A 12,995-nucleotide genomic window follows, 5' to 3' on the forward strand; every position below is an offset into this window, starting at 1 on the left:
GTTCAGCCGACCGGGGACCAGGCCGGGTCGCGGCCGGTCATGCCGAGCAGCCGAGGCAGGTCCGGCGGGCCGGCCTCGACCGGCACCGCCTCGGCGAACACGCCCATCTGCCGCGCCGTCGGACCGAGCTGGCCGGCCAACTCGTGCAGCGCGGGCAGCACCTCGGCCGCCGCCCCGTACGCCTGACCCGTGGCGACCGCGAGGTCCCAGCCGTGCACTGTCAGGTCGAGCAGCGCCATCGCACCCACCACCTGCTGCGGCATCCCCATCCCCGGCGAGACGCCCTGCTCGCTGGCCGGGTCCGACCACGCCTCGACCAGTCGGCGGGTCTCGGCCCCGAACCGGTCTCGCCAGCCCTCGGTGATGTGGTCGGGCTTGTCGGCCCAGGTCACCGGCGAGCGACGGGCGAGGCTCTGAAAGTTGACCACCACCTCGTACAGGTGGTTGATCAGGTCACGGACCCGATAGTCCCGACAGGGAGTCGGCAGGTCGAGCTGGTCATCGGTGATCTGCCGAACCACCGCCACGGTCCGCGGCGCCGCAGCGGCCAGCAGGTCGCTAGTGTGAGTGGCCATAGGGCCAGCGTATGAGGGTGGTCTTGAACAAATGCGACAGCCGCGCGCGGATGACCGGGGCATCCTCGACCCGGCCCGGTTGAGGCGGCGGGTGCGGTTCCGACGGCACCTGCCCGCAGTTGCGTTACGCCACTGGGTGGAGCACTACTGGCTGATCGACTGGGACCTCACCGAACCGTTCGAGCAGCGGATCGTCCCGCATCCGGCGGTCAACGTGGTGTTCCAGCGCGACGGTGACGGCCCGGAGCGCGCGGAGGTGGCCGGCGTCGGCACCGAACTCTTCTCGATCACCCTGACCGGTTCCGGACGGGTCAGCGGGGTGCAGTTCCGGCCCGGCGGGTTCCATCCGTTCTGGCGGCGGTCGGTCGCCGAGCTGACCGGCCGGCGACGTCCGCTCGTCGACCGGGCAGACCTCGACGTGACCCCGGTCTGTGCCGGCACGGACGCCGAACGCGGCCAGGCGCTGGACACCCTGCTGACCGGCTGGGCACCCCGACCGGATCCGGTGAACGACGAGGTGATGCGCCTGGTCGAGACGATCCGGACCGACCGGAACGTACGCCGGGTCGACGAGTTCGCCCGCGAGCACGCGGTGTCCGTCCGCCGGTTGCAGCGGCTCTTCCTCACCCACGTCGGAGTCGGTCCCAAGTGGGTGATCCGCCGCTACCGGCTGCACGAGGCGATCGAGCGGGCGACGGACGGGCTCGACTGGGCCGGACTCGCCGCCGAACTCGGCTACAGCGATCAGGCCCACCTGGTACGCGACTTCACCGCGACGACCGGCGTCTCCCCCGCCGCGTACGCCCAGAGCCGCCGGTAGGTCCGTGCTGGCGTCGCGGAGGGGCGCCGCCCGGCACCTCAGCGGCGGCGAAGGGCGACCACGGCCACGTCGTCCTGGATCTCGTCCGGGGCCAGTTCGACGAGCAGCCGCTCGCAGAACCGGTCGAGGTCGTCGTCGACCTGGCTGGCGCAGGCCGAGAGGGCAGTCAGCCCCTCGTCGATGGTGGCGTCCCGTCGTTCGATCAGACCGTCGGTGTAGAAGACCATCGTCGCACCGGCCGGCAGCACGAACTCCAGGTCGGCGGGGCGGGGCGCGCGTACCCCGAGCAGCGGCGCGGCGTGCTGCACGTACTCGGCCTTGCCGTCCTGCACGATCAACGGCGGCAGGTGACCGGCGCTGGCCAGCCGGACGTGACCGGTCGTCGGTTCCACCAGCAGTACGCAGATCGTCGCCAGCTCGTCGGGCAGCAGCGTACGCATCAGCTCGTTGACCCGGTGCAGGATCTCGCCCGGCTGGTGCCCCTCCACCGCGTACGCCCGCAGCGCGTGTCGCAGCTCGGCCATGATGGTGGCGGCGTGCAGCGAGTGACCGGCCACGTCCCCGATGGCCAGCAGCAGGTGGCCGTCGAGCATCACCAGTTCGTAGAAGTCGCCGCCCACCTCGGTCTGGGCGCTGGCCGGCTCGTAACGCACGGCCAGGTCCAGGCCGGTGATCCGCGGGATCTTCCGGGGCAGCAGGCTGCGTTGCAACGTCACCGCGATCCGGTGCTCCTCGTCAAAGGAGCGTTGCGCCTCCACGGCGGAGGCCACCGCCTGGGCGAGCTGGACCAGCACCGGGGTACGCGCCGTCTGCGTCGCGGTGGGCACCACGACGTAGAGCGGCGCGCGGTCCTCGCGCAGCCGGGCGGCGGCGACGGTGACCGTGTCGCCGGCCGGCCAGTCGACAAGCGACCAACCGTCCGGCTCCTGCACCACGACGGTGGCGCCGGTGGGCACGCCGGTGTCGTCGACGATCCAGGGCACCACGCGGGGCCCGGCGCCGGGCCCGGCGCAGACCCCGGCGAGGCAGTCGCCGTCGAAGGTCTCGGCGATCACCGCCGCGGGGCTCTTGAAGATCTCCGCGGCGCCGGCCGCCGCCACCTGCAGCAGCTTGGTGAAGCTCGGCGCGGCGTGCACCGCGACGGTGGTGTCCGCCAGCCCGGTGAGCCGCTCGGCGAGCAGCTCGGCTCGCCGACGGGCCTGGTAGTACCGCAGCACCGACTGGGCGGTGGCGACCAGTTCCTCCGGTTCGATCGGCTCGGCCAGGTACGCGTCCGCGCCCCGGGTCAGGCCCTGGGTCCGGTTGTTCGTGTCGATCGCGTGCGCGGACACGTGGATCACCGGCAGCGCCGGGTGCGCCGACTTGATCCGCTCGCACACCTCGAAGCCACTGAGGTCCGGCAGCCGGACGTCGAGCACGACCAGGTCGATCGGGTCGACCCCGACCCGGCTGAGCGCCTCGCCACCCGTCTCCGCCTCCAGCACCGTGAAGCCGGCCCGGGTCAGCCAGTTCACCAGGAGGTAGCGCTTGGTCCGACTGTCGTCGACCACCAGCACTGTCGCCGCGCCGTCCACGTCACGTCCCGTCCGTGGGCAGCCACACCGTGAAGGTGCTGCCGCGACCCGGCTCGCTGGCCAGGTCGAGAGTGCCGCCGAGCAGGTTCACCAGCCGCCTGGCGTACGGCAGGCCGAGGCCGGTGCCGCCGACCCGAGCCGGGCCGGGCGCCTGGTAGAACTCCTCGAACACCCGGTCGTGCAGCTCTCCCGGAATGCCCGGCCCGGTGTCGGAGACGGTCAGCCGCCAACCGTCACCGTGCCGCTCGGCGCGCAGCCGGACCTCGCCCGCGGTGGTGAACTTGAGGCCGTTGTGCAGCAGGTTGCGCAGCACCTGGGCGAGCAGCACCTCGTCGGTGCGTACCGTGGCCGGCGTGGCCGGCTCCTCCACCACCAGGTCGACGCCGTCGGCGGCCGGCAGTGCCCGCAGCGTGCCGCGCAACTGGCCGAAGACGGCGCGCAGGTCCACCTCGGACCATTCGGGCTCGATCCGCCCCGACTCCGCCTTGGCCAGGTCGAGCAGCTCATTGACCAACGTGAGCAGATCTGACGCCGAGGCACGGATGAGCCCGACCTGGCGTTCCTGCTCGGTGGTCAGCGGGTCGGACGCGGAGTCGCCGAGCAGACGGGCCAACCCGATGATCGCAGTCACCGGTGCCCGTAGCTCATGGCTGACGTTCGCCAGGAAACGGCTCTTGGACTCGCTCGCCGCGCGCAGCTGGGCCGATTTCTCGTCCAGCTCCGCGTAGAGGGCCACCACACCCTGGTTGGTCGCCTCCAACTCGTCGGTGAGCTGCTGGTAGAGCGCCATCACGCCCTGGTTGGTCTGCTCCAGCTCCTCGTTGAGCCGAGCCAACTCGTCGCGCTGGTTGCGTACCTCGTCCAGGGCGTTGATCAGTTGGAGGTTCTGAGTGGCGAGTTCCTCCTCGGCGGTGCCCGGAGCGCTTTCGGCGAGTTGGGCGCGCAACTCCGCCAGGCGCTCGGGGGTGAGCGCCCGGGCGGTGGCCGGAACCCGTCGTGACATCCTGATGACCGTATCCCGCTCGACCGTCAACACGCTCAATGTGTCCACCAGGCGTGCCACCGCGCCCGACTCCGGCTCGTACCGCCCACCTTGCAGGGGTGCCACCGGGGTGAGATCGACCCGCAGGTGACCGCGCCCGTCCGGCGCGTCGGCGACGGCGAAGACCACATCGGCCCCGCCGACCGCCCGTAACAGGTCACGAGCGACCTCACTCAACGCGGTGGCGATCCGGACCTGGTCCTGATGCTCCAGGCCGACCGCTGCGGCGACCTCCCGACCGCGCTGGCGGACCACGAAGATGTCCTGCTCCACCCGCAGTGTCATCTTCAGCAACGGCGTCGTGGTCATGACCAGAGCCTCGCCACCAGCACCCCGGCGTCGTCGCGCCGGATGCCGGCGTCGCGCAGCAGGGTGGCGGCCACCACCAGGGGTGCCCGCCCGGCCAGGCCCGGGTAGTCCGCCAGTCGCCACCTGTCGACCACGCCGTCGGTGTGCATGACCAGCAGGCTGCCCGCCTCGAAGGGATAGTCGTACTGCCGGATCACCGGTCGTTGATGCCCGGCGATGCCGGGCAGCGAGACCAGGCCGCGACGCCGGCCGTCGCCGGTGGCCACGACGCCGGTGATGTTGCCCAGCCCGGCGTAGCGCAGCATGCCGGCCGCCGGATCCGGCTCGGCCACGGCGAGGGCCGCACCACGGGTGTGCGACATCGCCCGGTGCAGGTGACCGACCACCTCCGCCGGTGAGCCCGCCGGGGCGTCCCGGAAGGCGGCGAGCGCCGCGTCGGTGGCCGCCGCGGCCAGCGGCCCGTGCCCCAGACCGTCGGTGACCAGCACCTGACGGCGGTCGCCCACGATCCGGACCGCGTACCCGTCCCCACTGACCGTCTCTCCGGTCAGCGGTCGGGTCAGTCCGCCGACCCAGGACGCCGCCGGGTCCGGGGCGGCGAACACCCGCACGGCGATGACCGTCCCCCGGCCCGGCCGGGAGTACGCGTCGAACCAGCTCGCCTGCCGCACGATCGCGCCCAGGCCGATGCCGAGGGTGCCGGCGGTGGAGTGCCCGTCACGGGCGGAGTCGGCGAGGTCGACCATGCCCGGACCGCTGTCGACCGCGATCATCTCCACGCCGGCGTCCAGCTCCCGGCGTACCGGGCGGAGCAGCAGCAACCCGTCGTCGGCATGCTTGATGAGGTTGCTGGTCAGCTCGGCAGCGACGATGGCCAGGTCGGCGATCCGCCCAGCGGGCAGACCCAATTGGCTGCCCAGCCGCTCGGCGGCCCGCCGCACGGCGCTGCCGGCGCTGCCGTTCTCCACCCGGAACCAGGTGCCCCGGTCGGTGACCGGTTCGACGGTCACCGGGACCACTTCGTGATCGTGATCCGGGTGCCCTGACCGGGCGCGGTCTGCACGTCGAACTCGTCGACCAGCCGGCGGGCGCCGCTCAGGCCGAGGCCGAGGCCACCACCGGTGGTGTAGCCGTCGGTCAGCGCGAGATCCAGGTCGGCGATGCCGGGACCGGAGTCGGCGAAGACGATCCTGATGCCGGGTCGCCGACCGTTGTCGATGGCGGTCACCTCGACCGTCCCGCCGCCGCCGTAGACGAGCGTGTTGCGGGCGAGTTCACTGGCCGCGGTGACCACCTTCGTCTGGTCGACCAGGGAGAGCCGGACCGCCACGGCCACGGTACGCACCAGCTGGCGGACGCGTACGACGTCCTCGTCGCTGCCGACCGACTGCGTCTGGGGGCGGCCCAGGTCGACCCCGCTGGTCACGGTGACGCCGTCGGCTCTGGGACCAGATCGTCGTCCGGGTCGTCATGGTCGTCGTCAGCCCGGTCGATCGCGATGAGTTCCATTCCGCGCTCGACGTTGAGGGCGGTACGGATGCCGTTGAGTGACAGCCCCAGTTCGACCAGGGTGATGGCGACGGCCGGGCGCATCCCCACGACCACCGTCTCCGCGTCGAGCACCCGCGAGATCGAGGCGATGGTGGAGAGCATCCGACCGACGAAGGAATCGACGATGTCCAGTGCGGTGATGTCGATGATCACCCCGTGGCAGCCGGTCGCGACGATCCGCTCGGCCAGGTCTTCCTGAAGTGCGACCGCCGTCTGGTCGGACATGTCCACCTGGATGGAGACCAGCAGGATGTTGCCGATCTTGAGGATCGGCACCCGCTCCATCACGCCTCCCGACGCGACTGGCGGCGGGAGGCCTCGACCCCGGTGAGCCGCAGCACGTGCCGCAGCGCGTCGGCGAGACTCGCCTTGGTGGCGATGTCGCCGAACTCGATGCCGAGCGCGACGATGGTCTGCGCGATCTGTGGCCGGATGCCGGAGATGATGCAGTCGGCACCCATCAGCCGGGCGGCCACCACGGTCTTCAGGATGTGCTGGGCCACCTGCGTGTCCACCGCCGGCACGCCGGTGATGTCGATGATCGCGTACGGCGAGCCGGTGTCGACCAGGGTCTGCAGCAGCCGTTCCATCACCACCTGGGCGCGGGCCGAGTCGAGCGTGCCGACCAGCGGCACCGCCACCACGCCCTCCCAGAGCTTGACCACCGGGGTGGAGAGCTCCAGCAGTTGCTCGGCCTGATCGGCGATCAGGCTCTCCCGGGTGCGGACGAAGGTCTCGAAGGTGAACAGGCCCATCTGGTCGACGAGCGCCGAGAAGGAGACGTAGTCACGCAGCGTCCCGGCATCCTGGTCGGCCTGAAGAACGCTGAGCAGCGCCTCCTTGAGGGCGAACACGCCGGTGGCGGTCTCGGTGGCGGAGAAGCCCTGCCGGGCCTGGCCGCGGGAGAACTCGGCGAGCACGGCCCGCAACTCGGTGGCGTCCTCGGCGTTCAGGTCCACCGCGCCCTTGCTGAGGGCGTCGACCAGGGCGCGGTGCAGCTCCTGCACCTGCCGGACCAGTTCGGCCTGACTGAGCCGGCCCCGCAACTGCCCGGCGATGATCTCCGTCCACCGCTGGGTGACCAGCTCGGCCCGGCTGGTCAGCAGCTCGCCCAACCGGCCGCTCTCGTCAGCGCTGAGCGCCATGGCAATACCCCCCTAGACCTGGACCGGCCGGACTCTATCACCGGGGCCCGACGAACTACTTGTCGCAGAGCAACGGAATGACGGTGACCACCTGATACTGCTCCCGTTCTGCGTACCACGGTCCGGGTGGGATACCGTTCCACCGATAAACAGGAGGTCTGGCGAATGTCCTTGACGGTGCACACGGAACAGCGCGGTGACGTGGTCGTCGTGTCGGTCGCGGGCGAGTTGGACATGGCCACCGCACCGCAGTTGCAGGACCAGATCACCGACCTGCTCGACAAGGGGCGCAGTCGCCTCGTGTTCGACCTGTCGGACGTCTCGTTCTGCGACTCTACCGGTCTGTCGGTCTTCGTCCGCGCGAAGAACAGCTGCGACGAGGCCGGCGGCGTGGTCCGACTCGCCGCGCCCCAGCGCGGCGTGCTGCGGATCCTGGAGGTGAGTGGCCTGGTCGAGGTGCTGCACACGTACCCCACCGTCGAGCAGGCGGTCGCCGGCGATCCGACGCCGGCCTCCTCCTGACCGTGACGCCTCAACGCTCGTCCTCGATGTAGCGGGGGCGAGCGATCAGCACGCCCGCGCAGGTCTGTACGGCCAGGGCGACCAGCAGGAAGCCGATCGGCGCCAGCCATCCCCCGGTCGCGTCGTGCAGGATCCCGACCAGCAGCGGGCCCAACGCCGCGATGACGTAGCCCGTGCTCTGCGCGAAGGCCGACAGCGCCACCGTGCCGTCGGCGGTGCGGGCCCGCAGCCCGATGGTGGCCAGGATGAGCGGGAAGGCACCCTGCCCGAACGCCAGCAGCACCACCCACACCAGCGCCCCGCCGCGCGGCGCGAACGCCAGACCCAGGTACGCCAGACTGGAGGCGGCGGTCAGTGCGAAGACCAACGGCCGCAGGCTGCCCAGTCGGCCGGCAAGCGTCGGCATCAGCAACGCGATCGGCACCCCGAGCGCGGTCACTCCAGCGAGCAGCAGGCCGGCGTCCTGCGGGCGGAAACCCGCGTCCCGGAACATCTGGGCCAACCAGCCCATGATCGCGTAACCACTCAGCGACTGCGCCCCGAAGTAGACCGCCATCGCCCAGCCGAGCCGGGTGCGTCCGGGCCGCACTCCCGAACGGCGGGCGGTGCCACCTCGCCGTGCGGCGGTCCGGCCGCGCAGCGCCGCCGGCAGCCACGGCAGTACGGCCACCGCCGCCAGCCCGGCCCAGACCCCCAGCCCGGCCCGCCAACTGCCGAAGGCGTGCGCCACCGGCACCGCGGAGGCGGCAGCCACCGTCGTGCCCACCGTCAGCGCCATCGTGTACGCCCCGGTGACCAGCCCGGTGCGATGCGGGAAGTGCTGCTTGACGAGCATCGGCAGGAGGATGTTCGCCACCGCGATCCCGGCCAGCGCGAGCGCGCTGGTGGCCAGGAACACCACGGCGGAGCCGGTGACCGCCCGCAACACCTGCCCGACGGTGAGGGCCAGCATCGCCAGCACCAGCAGCCGGGCCGGGGAGAACCGGCGGACCAGCCACGGGGTTGCCGCGCCGAGCCCGGCGAACGCGATGGTGGGCAGGGTGGTGACGAATCCGGCCATCGTCCCGGAGAGGGCCAGACCGACGCGTACCTCGTCGAGCAGCGCGCCGAGGCTGGTGACGGCGGCCCGCAGGTTGAGCGCCACCAGCAGCATCCCGGCCAGCACCAGCCATGCCGGGTTGACCCGCGACGTGGTCGCAGCCGCGCCGCCGGCCGGGCCGACCGCGCCCGGGAACCTCTCAGCCGTCCCAACGTCGCCGGTCGGGACGCCCTGACCGGTGACCGCACGCGTCGGGGCGGCCTGGCGGGTGACCGCGTCCGTCGGGACGGCGGGGACGGCAGAGGGTGACGGGGGCATGACCTCGAACCTACAATCATGGGATGAATTTCGGCGAGAGGTTGTAACCAGTGCCACCGGCAGTCGACGTCACCCCGGTGCCGCCGCGCGGCCGGCGGGTCCGGGAGACCATCGCCCAGCTCCGGCAGCGAATCATGGACGGCGAGTGGCCGGTGGGCGGGCGGATCCCTACCGAACCGCAACTGGTCGAGACCCTCGGCGTGGGGCGCAACACGGTGCGTGAGGCCGTCCGCGCGCTGGCCCACGCCGGGGTGCTGGAGTGCCGCCAGGGCTCCGGCACCTACGTCCTCTCCACCGACGAACTCGCTCCGGTGGTGGCCCGCCGGCTCACCGACGACCGGATGACCGAGGTGATCGAGGTACGCCGTGCCTTCGAGGTGGAGGCCGCCCGGCTCGCCGCTCGGCGGCGTACCCCGAGGACCTGGCCGCCCTCGACGACGCGCTCGCCGCCCGCGAGGCGGCCTGGCGCGGCGGCCGGGTCGCCGAGTTCGTGGCGGCCGACGCCGCGCTGCACACCGCGGTGGTCGCGGCGGCGCACAACGCCATGCTCGCCGAGTTGTACGCCTCGGTCGGCACCGCGATGCGCAGCACGCTCACCCAGGCCATGGGCGACGCGCTGACGCCGGACCGGCACGTCGACCACACCCGGCTGGTGGCCGCCATCCGGGCCGGCGATCCGGAGCTGGCCGCCCGGGAGGCCGGCACTTTTCTGGAGCCCCCGCCCGGGGCATAGGTTGTCCCCGACATAGACGGGACACCTCGGGAGTACGGATGCTCAAGGGCTTCAAAGACTTCATCATGCGCGGCAACGTCATCGACCTCGCGGTCGGCGTCGTGATCGGCGCCGCGTTCACCGGGCTGGTCACGGCGTTCACCAACTCGTTTCTCCAGCCGATCATCAAGATGGTCGGCGCCTCGCCCGCCGGGCCGGGAGCCCGCGTCAAGCTCGGCACCGGGAACTACATCGAGTGGGGACAGTTCCTCAACGCCCTGATCACTTTCGTACTGACCGCCGCGGTGCTGTACTTCCTGGTGGTGTTTCCGATGAACCGGCTGGCGGAGCGTCGCCAGCGGGGCGAGGAGCCGCCGCCGGCCGCGCCGAGCGAGGAGATCAAGTTGCTCACCGAGATCCGGGACGCACTCGTCGCCGCCGGCCGGACCACCCCGGCCCAGCAGCGCGGGGCCCTGGACGACGCGCTCGGCCGGCGGGACGAACCGCCCGCCGCGCGCTGAATCCGGCAACCGCACATCGACCCCTGCGGGAATCCCGCAGGAGTCGCCTTGTGTCGAACAGATGTTCGATAGAGTCCGGGCCATGGAGCAGCGGAAACACCTGTGGAACGGGAAGTGGGGGCGACTGGCCCGGCGGGACGTCTTCCTCCGGACGGATGCCGACCGATGGTTCGTCGAGCAACGCGCCGGCGGCGCCGAGGGCGTCTCCCGGTTCTACGAGTACGACACCGTCGACGAGGCCGAGGACACCATCCGCGCGCTGCTCCAAGGCACCGACACCTGGCGGGAACTAACCCCCCGCCCCCCAACCCCCTGACCCACCCCCACCCCCACCCCCACCCCCGCTCCCACTCGCGTTGATCAAGAAGTTTTGGTCGGGATTCGCGGCGCTGCCGACCGGAACTTCTTGATCAATCGGGTGGGGTGAGGGGGAGGGCGGGGGTGGGGTGGGTTTAGGGGGTGGGGAGGGTGGGAACCGCGCGGGGATGGAGCAGCAGGGCATCGATCAGCGGACAACCCTCTCGCGGGTCACCACCGGCATGCGGGTGGTCGACTCGGCCGGCGTCGACGTGGGCACCGTGGACCTCGTGCAGCGCGGCGACCCGAACGCGGTGACCGTGCAGGCACCGACCACCGACCCCGGGAGCAGCCTGGACGAACTGATCGAATCCGCGACCGTGGAGGAACCGGACGTGCCGGCGGACCTGGCCGCCCGACTGCTACGCACCGGCTACCTCAAGGTCTCCACCGAGCTGGTACCCACCGGCGCCGTCTACGTCCTCGCCGACCAGATCTCCACCGTCACCCCCACCGAGGTAACCCTCAACACCCCCGCCACCACCCTCCCCCCAGAGTCCTAACCCACCCCCACCCACCCCCGGACCACTCCGTCGATCATGAAGTTATTGCCGTGGGTAGGCGCTTGCCGGGGCAACAACTTCATGATCGACGCTCTGGGTCCGGGTGGGTCGCTGGCGGACCGCCCAGAGGGCCACCTCGGTGCGGGAGGCGGTGCCGGTCTTGCGCAGCAGGTTGGAGACGTGCACGGTGACGGTGCGTACCGAGATGCCCAGGGCGCGGGCCGCCTGTTTGTTGGACATGCCGGCGACCAGGCAGTCGAGCACCTCCACCTCCCGGCCGGTCAGGCAGATCGGCGGCGGGACCGCCGACCCGGGGGCGGACCCGGACTCCGGCGCGGCACGGCGGTGCGTCGACCGGCCAGGAGTTGACTCCGGCACGGCAGCCCGGGACGCGGGCACGGGCGGAGGGAACGGGGAGGACGCAGGATCGGACTCGGGCGGCACGGGCGAGCCGGCCGGGGCCAGCAGGGTGTCGGGATCCTGCCCGGCGTGCGCGGCGAGCAGTTCGGTGAGCGCGTACGGGTTGCCGTCGGTGCACCGCCAGACCTCGTGCACCAGTTCGGGGCGTGGGTCCGGGTACACCTGGGTCAGCACCTCGGCGACCTCGGCCGGGCGCAGCGGGCCGAGGTGCTGGCGCACGACGCCGCGTACCCCGCAGAGGCGGGCCAGGGTGCGGCCGGCGAGTTCCGGTGAGACCGCGTGCGCGGCGGGCCTGGTCGCCACCACCAGCAGGGCCGGCAGCCCGTCGGCGGTGGCCAGTTCGCCGACCAGGTTGAGGCTGGCCGGGTCGAGGGCGTGCAGATCCTCCACCACGAGCACCGCCGGACCGGCACCGACCAGCACCCAGACCGTACGCACGGCCAGCCGGAGCAGGGTGCCGGGGCGTAACGCTCGCGCGGCGCGGTGGGCTGCTGGGCCAGCCAGGCCAGCGCGTCGGCCGGCAGGTCGAGCCGGGCGGTGTCGCGTCCGCTCAACACCGCGGCCAACCAGTCGTACGGGGCGGGGCTGTGCACCCGGGCGGCGCCGCTGAGCACCACCGCCGGTCGCGGGGTGAAGGCGTCGAGCGCGGCGGCGACCAGCAGGCTCTTGCCCACGCCCGGTCCCCCGGTGACGACCGCGACGGCCGGGGAGCGGCGGCGGCCCAGGACCACGCTGGACCAGGCCCGGTCCAGTTCAGCCAGCTCACCGGCGCGCCCAACCATGGACACCGGCAACATTCCTCAACCCTACGCAGTAGTGCGTAGAGACGCGGGAAGGGTCTTCTTGGCAAGCTTGTCCCATGACGCTGATCCTCCGCTCGGCCATCCTCAACGACATCGGTCTGGTCCGGACCAACAACGAGGACTCCGCCCTCGCCGGCGAGCGCCTCGTCGCGGTGGCCGACGGCATGGGTGGCCTGCCCGCCGGTGAGGTGGCCAGCGAGATCGTCATCCGGATCCTCGACGAACTGGTCCCGCCGACCGCGCCGGACGCCGCCGCCGAGGCGCTGCGTGCCGTGGTGAGCACCGCCAACCAGCGCATCCACGCCGCGATCACCGCCGACCCCGCCCGGGACGGCATGGGTACGACGCTGACCGCGGCCCTGCTGGCCGGGGAGACGCTGGTGCTGGCGCAGGTCGGCGATTCCCGCTGCTACCTGCTCCGCGACGGTCAACTGCGCCAGCTGACCCGGGACGACACGTTCGTGCAGGCGCTCGTGGACCAGGGCGCCCTCTCCCCCGAGCAGGCCCGCCACCACCCGCAACGCTCGCTTGTCACCCGGGCGGTGCAGGGCGCCGACGCGCCACCGACGATGGGCGCGGTGACCCTGGCCGCGGGTGACCGGCTGCTGCTGTGCAGCGACGGGCTCTCCGACTATGTGGCCGACGACGCGATCGCCGCCACGCTTGGCATGCACGCCGACCGCCACCAGTGCGGCGAGCAGTTGGTGAAGCTCGCCCACCAGGCCGGTGCGCCCGACAACGTCACCGTGGTGATCTCCGATGTGGTGACCGGCTGAGCTACGCC

Annotated in this window: 15 protein-coding genes and 2 pseudogenes; 7 read left to right on the forward strand and 10 right to left on the reverse strand. The window is 71.9% G+C overall.

The genetic code is table 11. From position 1 onward, the window contains the following. Positions 1-2 precede the first annotated feature (2 nt). Positions 3-575, reverse strand: a complete 573-nt coding sequence (locus ENC19_RS08495; RefSeq protein WP_164446573.1) for a TIGR03086 family metal-binding protein — start codon at positions 573-575, stop codon at positions 3-5. Positions 576-606: 31 nt separating this feature from the next. Between ENC19_RS08495 and ENC19_RS08500 the strand changes: the two genes are divergently transcribed. Next, positions 607-1,395, forward strand: a complete 789-nt coding sequence (locus tag ENC19_RS08500; RefSeq protein ID WP_164446574.1) for a helix-turn-helix domain-containing protein — start codon at positions 607-609, stop codon at positions 1,393-1,395. A gap of 38 nt (positions 1,396-1,433) precedes the next feature. Here the strand turns inward: ENC19_RS08500 and ENC19_RS08505 are convergent, their stop codons facing one another. From ENC19_RS08505 to ENC19_RS08530, 6 genes are read right to left on the reverse strand one after another with little or no spacing between them, the layout of a single operon-like run. Next, a complete protein-coding gene (locus ENC19_RS08505) occupies positions 1,434-2,969 on the reverse strand; it encodes a SpoIIE family protein phosphatase (protein WP_164446575.1) in 1,536 nt (511 codons plus the stop codon). Between the two features lies 1 nt (position 2,970). Next, positions 2,971-4,320 carry a sensor histidine kinase gene (locus tag ENC19_RS08510; RefSeq protein ID WP_164446576.1) on the reverse strand — a complete coding sequence of 450 codons (1,350 nt, stop codon included), beginning with the start codon at positions 4,318-4,320 and terminating at the stop codon, positions 2,971-2,973. Next, positions 4,317-5,330 (reverse strand): SpoIIE family protein phosphatase, encoded by a 1,014-nt coding sequence (locus ENC19_RS08515; RefSeq protein WP_164446577.1) that lies wholly within the window; start codon positions 5,328-5,330, stop codon positions 4,317-4,319. The genes ENC19_RS08510 and ENC19_RS08515 overlap by 4 nt, the downstream gene beginning before the upstream one ends. Then, positions 5,327-5,746, reverse strand: a complete 420-nt coding sequence (locus ENC19_RS08520) for an ATP-binding protein (RefSeq protein ID WP_164446578.1) — start codon at positions 5,744-5,746, stop codon at positions 5,327-5,329. The genes ENC19_RS08515 and ENC19_RS08520 overlap by 4 nt, the downstream gene beginning before the upstream one ends. Beyond that, entirely contained in the window at positions 5,743-6,156 is a 414-nt protein-coding gene (locus tag ENC19_RS08525; RefSeq protein ID WP_164446579.1) for an STAS domain-containing protein, read from the reverse strand. Before ENC19_RS08525 ends, ENC19_RS08520 begins: the two co-directional genes overlap by 4 nt. Further along, positions 6,156-7,016: an STAS domain-containing protein gene (locus ENC19_RS08530; RefSeq protein WP_164446581.1), complete on the reverse strand. Its 861-nt coding sequence runs from the start codon at positions 7,014-7,016 to the stop codon at positions 6,156-6,158. The genes ENC19_RS08525 and ENC19_RS08530 overlap by 1 nt, the downstream gene beginning before the upstream one ends. A gap of 165 nt (positions 7,017-7,181) precedes the next feature. Here ENC19_RS08530 and ENC19_RS08535 point away from each other — a divergent pair, with 165 nt between their 5' ends. Beyond that, a complete protein-coding gene (locus ENC19_RS08535; protein ID WP_093403921.1) occupies positions 7,182-7,538 on the forward strand; it encodes an STAS domain-containing protein in 357 nt (118 codons plus the stop codon). Between the two features lie 10 nt (positions 7,539-7,548). On the opposite strand, the gene ENC19_RS08540 is transcribed toward ENC19_RS08535, so the two are convergent. Continuing rightward, complete coding sequence (locus ENC19_RS08540; RefSeq protein WP_235944548.1) at positions 7,549-8,895, reverse strand: CynX/NimT family MFS transporter; 1,347 nt, start codon at positions 8,893-8,895, stop codon at positions 7,549-7,551. 50 nt (positions 8,896-8,945) lie between these two features. Here ENC19_RS08540 and ENC19_RS08545 point away from each other — a divergent pair. The 4 genes and pseudogenes from ENC19_RS08545 to ENC19_RS08560 all read left to right on the forward strand — a co-directional run bounded on the left by ENC19_RS08545 (position 8,946) and on the right by ENC19_RS08560 (position 10,988). Next, a pseudogene (locus tag ENC19_RS08545) lies at positions 8,946-9,628 on the forward strand (FadR/GntR family transcriptional regulator). Between the two features lie 38 nt (positions 9,629-9,666). Continuing rightward, entirely contained in the window at positions 9,667-10,128 is a 462-nt protein-coding gene (mscL, locus tag ENC19_RS08550) for a large conductance mechanosensitive channel protein MscL (protein WP_164446582.1), read from the forward strand. 82 nt (positions 10,129-10,210) lie between these two features. Next, positions 10,211-10,444 (forward strand): hypothetical protein, encoded by a 234-nt coding sequence (locus ENC19_RS08555; RefSeq protein ID WP_164446583.1) that lies wholly within the window; start codon positions 10,211-10,213, stop codon positions 10,442-10,444. Positions 10,445-10,628: 184 nt separating this feature from the next. Then, on the forward strand, positions 10,629-10,988 hold the full coding sequence (locus ENC19_RS08560; RefSeq protein ID WP_216592757.1) for a hypothetical protein: 360 nt from the start codon (positions 10,629-10,631) through the stop codon (positions 10,986-10,988). 42 nt (positions 10,989-11,030) lie between these two features. Here ENC19_RS08560 and ENC19_RS08565 read toward each other — a convergent pair whose 3' ends face one another. Both ENC19_RS08565 and ENC19_RS29985 read right to left on the reverse strand, forming a co-directional pair. After that, positions 11,031-11,846 carry a LuxR C-terminal-related transcriptional regulator gene (locus ENC19_RS08565; protein WP_328824184.1) on the reverse strand — a complete coding sequence of 272 codons (816 nt, stop codon included), beginning with the start codon at positions 11,844-11,846 and terminating at the stop codon, positions 11,031-11,033. A 116-nt stretch (positions 11,847-11,962) separates the two neighbouring features. Further along, positions 11,963-12,205 (reverse strand): annotated as a pseudogene (locus ENC19_RS29985) (ATP-binding protein); the annotation flags it as partial. 62 nt (positions 12,206-12,267) lie between these two features. Here ENC19_RS29985 and ENC19_RS08570 point away from each other — a divergent pair. After that, the gene (locus ENC19_RS08570; protein WP_164446585.1) at positions 12,268-12,987 is read left to right on the forward strand and encodes a PP2C family protein-serine/threonine phosphatase; all 720 of its coding nucleotides are present in this window, start codon (positions 12,268-12,270) and stop codon (positions 12,985-12,987) included. The last annotated feature ends 8 nt before the right edge of the window (positions 12,988-12,995 follow it).

Origin of the sequence: Verrucosispora sioxanthis, from assembly GCF_010560025.1 — a bacterium.
GTDB classification, from domain to species: Bacteria; Actinomycetota; Actinomycetes; order Mycobacteriales; family Micromonosporaceae; genus Micromonospora; species Micromonospora palythoicola.

What these genes read in the sequence shown, in the direction of transcription:
- ENC19_RS08495 (WP_164446573.1), bottom strand. Translation starts at nt 575, where the DNA reads ATGGCCACTCACACTAGCGACCTGCTGGCCGCTGCGGCGCCGCGGACC.
- mscL (WP_164446582.1), top strand. Translation starts at nt 9,667, where the DNA reads ATGCTCAAGGGCTTCAAAGACTTCATCATGCGCGGCAACGTCATCGAC.
- ENC19_RS08525 (WP_164446579.1), bottom strand. Translation starts at nt 6,156, where the DNA reads ATGGAGCGGGTGCCGATCCTCAAGATCGGCAACATCCTGCTGGTCTCC.
- ENC19_RS08570 (WP_164446585.1), top strand. Translation starts at nt 12,268, where the DNA reads ATGACGCTGATCCTCCGCTCGGCCATCCTCAACGACATCGGTCTGGTC.
- ENC19_RS08510 (WP_164446576.1), bottom strand. Translation starts at nt 4,320, where the DNA reads ATGACCACGACGCCGTTGCTGAAGATGACACTGCGGGTGGAGCAGGAC.
- ENC19_RS08530 (WP_164446581.1), bottom strand. Translation starts at nt 7,016, where the DNA reads ATGGCGCTCAGCGCTGACGAGAGCGGCCGGTTGGGCGAGCTGCTGACC.
- ENC19_RS08535 (WP_093403921.1), top strand. Translation starts at nt 7,182, where the DNA reads ATGTCCTTGACGGTGCACACGGAACAGCGCGGTGACGTGGTCGTCGTG.
- ENC19_RS08555 (WP_164446583.1), top strand. Translation starts at nt 10,211, where the DNA reads ATGGAGCAGCGGAAACACCTGTGGAACGGGAAGTGGGGGCGACTGGCC.
- ENC19_RS08540 (WP_235944548.1), bottom strand. Translation starts at nt 8,895, where the DNA reads ATGCCCCCGTCACCCTCTGCCGTCCCCGCCGTCCCGACGGACGCGGTC.
- ENC19_RS08500 (WP_164446574.1), top strand. Translation starts at nt 607, where the DNA reads ATGCGACAGCCGCGCGCGGATGACCGGGGCATCCTCGACCCGGCCCGG.